We start from the raw sequence: 2500 nt of genomic DNA, 5'->3' as shown, positions 1-2500 counted from the left end.
TCAGACGGATCAGACCCGAAACCGAGTGATCTAGGCATGAGCAGGCTGAAGGTTGGGTAACACCAACTGGAGGGCCGAACCCACACCTGTTGAAAAAGGTCGGGATGACTTGTGCCTAGGGGTGAAAGGCCAATCAAACTCGGAGATAGCTGGTTCTCCGCGAAAGCTATTTAGGTAGCGCCTCGGACGTATCCCTTGGGGGGTAGAGCACTGCATGGATGATGGGGGCCCACAGCCTTACTGAGTCTAAGCAAACTCCGAATACCCAAGAGGACTATCCGGGAGACACACGGCGGGTGCTAACGTCCGTCGTGGAGAGGGAAACAACCCTGACCAACAGCTAAGGCCCCCAATTCGTGGCTAAGTGGGAAAGCATGTGAGACTTCCAAAACAACCAGGAGGTTGGCTTAGAAGCAGCCATCCTTTAAAGATAGCGTAACAGCTCACTGGTCTAATCAAGAGGTCTTGCGGCGAAGATGTAACGGGGCTCAAGCCACGAGCCGAAGCTTTGGATGCACATTTATGTGCGTGGTAGCGGAGCGTTCTGTGATATAGGACGCTGCCTCTTTTGCCTGTTCGCAGGTAACGGAGGCAATGTTCTGACTGTGAAGCCGGGCCGTGAGGCATCCGGTGGAGTGATCAGAAGTGAGAATGTTGACATGAGTAGCGACAAACAGGGTGAGAGACCCTGTCGCCGAAAGTCCAAGGGTTCCTGCTTAAAGCTAATCTGAGCAGGGTAAGCCGGCCCCTAAGGCGAGGCAGAAATGCGTAGTCGATGGGAACCAGGTTAATATTCCTGGGCCAGGAGATGGTGACGGATCCCGAGGGTAGTTCGATCTTAACGGATTGATCGGGCTGCTTAGGGGTTCCTGGAAATAGCCCTCCACAAGACCGTACCCGAAACCGACACAGGTGGACTGGTAGAGAATACCAAGGCGCTTGAGAGAACCACATTTAAGGAACTCGGCAAAATACCTCCGTAAGTTCGCGAGAAGGAGGCCCCGTTGGCAGGCAACTGTCGGCGGGGGGCACAAACCAGGGGGTGGCGACTGTTTACTAAAAACACAGGGCTCTGCGAAGCCGCAAGGCGACGTATAGGGTCTGACGCCTGCCCGGTGCCGGAAGGTTAAAAGGAGATGTGCAAGCATTGAATTGAAGCCCCGGTAAACGGCGGCCGTAACTATAACGGTCCTAAGGTAGCGAAATTCCTTGTCGGGTAAGTTCCGACCTGCACGAATGGCGTAACGACTTCCCCGCTGTCTCAAATGTGGACTCAGCGAAATTGAATTGTCTGTGAAGATGCAGACTTCCCGCGGTTAGACGGAAAGACCCCATGCACCTTTACTACAGCTTCGCACTGGCATCAGGATTGCGATGTGCAGGATAGGCGGTAGGCTTTGAAGCGGGAACGCTAGTTCTCGTGGAGCCGTCCTTGAGATACCGCCCTTCGCACTCTTGATGTCTAACCGCGGTCCGTTATCCGGATCCGGGACCCTGCGTGGCGGGTAGTTTGACTGGGGCGGTCGCCTCCCAAACAGTAACGGAGGCGCGCGAAGGTTGGCTCAGAGCGGTCGGAAATCGCTCGTTGAGTGCAATGGCAGAAGCCAGCCTGACTGCAAGACTGACAAGTCGAGCAGAGTCGAAAGACGGCCATAGTGATCCGGTGGTCCCGAGTGGAAGGGCCATCGCTCAACGGATAAAAGGTACGCTGGGGATAACAGGCTGATGATGCCCAAGAGTCCATATCGACGGCATCGTTTGGCACCTCGATGTCGGCTCATCTCATCCTGGGGCTGGAGCAGGTCCCAAGGGTATGGCTGTTCGCCATTTAAAGAGGTACGTGAGCTGGGTTTAGAACGTCGTGAGACAGTTCGGTCCCTATCTGCCGTGGGTGTTGGATACTTGAGAGGAGTTGCCCCTAGTACGAGAGGACCGGGGTGAACGTTCCACTGGTGGACCAGTTGTCGTGCCAACGGCAGTGCTGGGTAGCTATGAACGGACAGGATAACCGCTGAAGGCATCTAAGCGGGAAGCCCCCCTCAAAACAAGGTATCCCTTGAGAGCCGTGGAAGACCACCACGTCGATAGGCCGGAGATGTAAGTGCAGCAATGCATTCAGTTGACCGGTACTAATGGCTCGATAGGCTTGATTTGATCCGGAAGAAGACAGATTGATCTTCTCCCAAAAGCATCCTTGGACAACAAACCTGCACTTGCAGGCAACGCTGATCGTTTCTTTCCCGGTCTGGTGGCCCTAGCGCGAGCAAAACACCCGATCCCATCCCGAACTCGGCCGTTAAGTGCCGCTGCGCCGATGGTACTGCGTCTCAAGACGTGGGAGAGTAGGTCACCGCCAGACCTGGAAAGAAACGAAACTCTCTGAAACGATGCAAAAGGAACGCATGAACGCGATGCAATTGGCGCGGGGTAGAGCAGCCCGGTAGCTCGTCAGGCTCATAACCTGAAGGTCGTAGGTTCAAATCCTACCCCCGCAACCAAA

1 tRNA gene and 2 rRNA genes (1 of these 3 cut by a window edge) are annotated in these 2500 nt (G+C 55.0%); all 3 read left to right on the top strand.

The features are described from left to right. Nucleotides 1-2154, top strand: a 23S ribosomal RNA gene (locus tag L1965_RS15830) (it extends 692 nt beyond the left edge of the window). Between the two features lie 90 nt (nt 2155-2244). Beyond that, nucleotides 2245-2359, top strand: a 5S ribosomal RNA gene (gene rrf, locus L1965_RS15825). Nucleotides 2360-2421: 62 nt separating this feature from the next. After that, nucleotides 2422-2498: transfer RNA gene (locus L1965_RS15820), tRNA-Met, on the top strand. The last annotated feature ends 2 nt before the right edge of the window (nt 2499-2500 follow it).

Origin of the sequence: Paracoccus salsus (assembly GCF_021556615.1) — a bacterium.
Taxonomy (GTDB): Bacteria; Pseudomonadota; Alphaproteobacteria; order Rhodobacterales; family Rhodobacteraceae; genus Paracoccus; species Paracoccus salsus.
The sequence above is the reverse complement of the archived record's forward strand: the minus strand, read 5'-3'. Positions and strand labels throughout refer to the sequence as shown.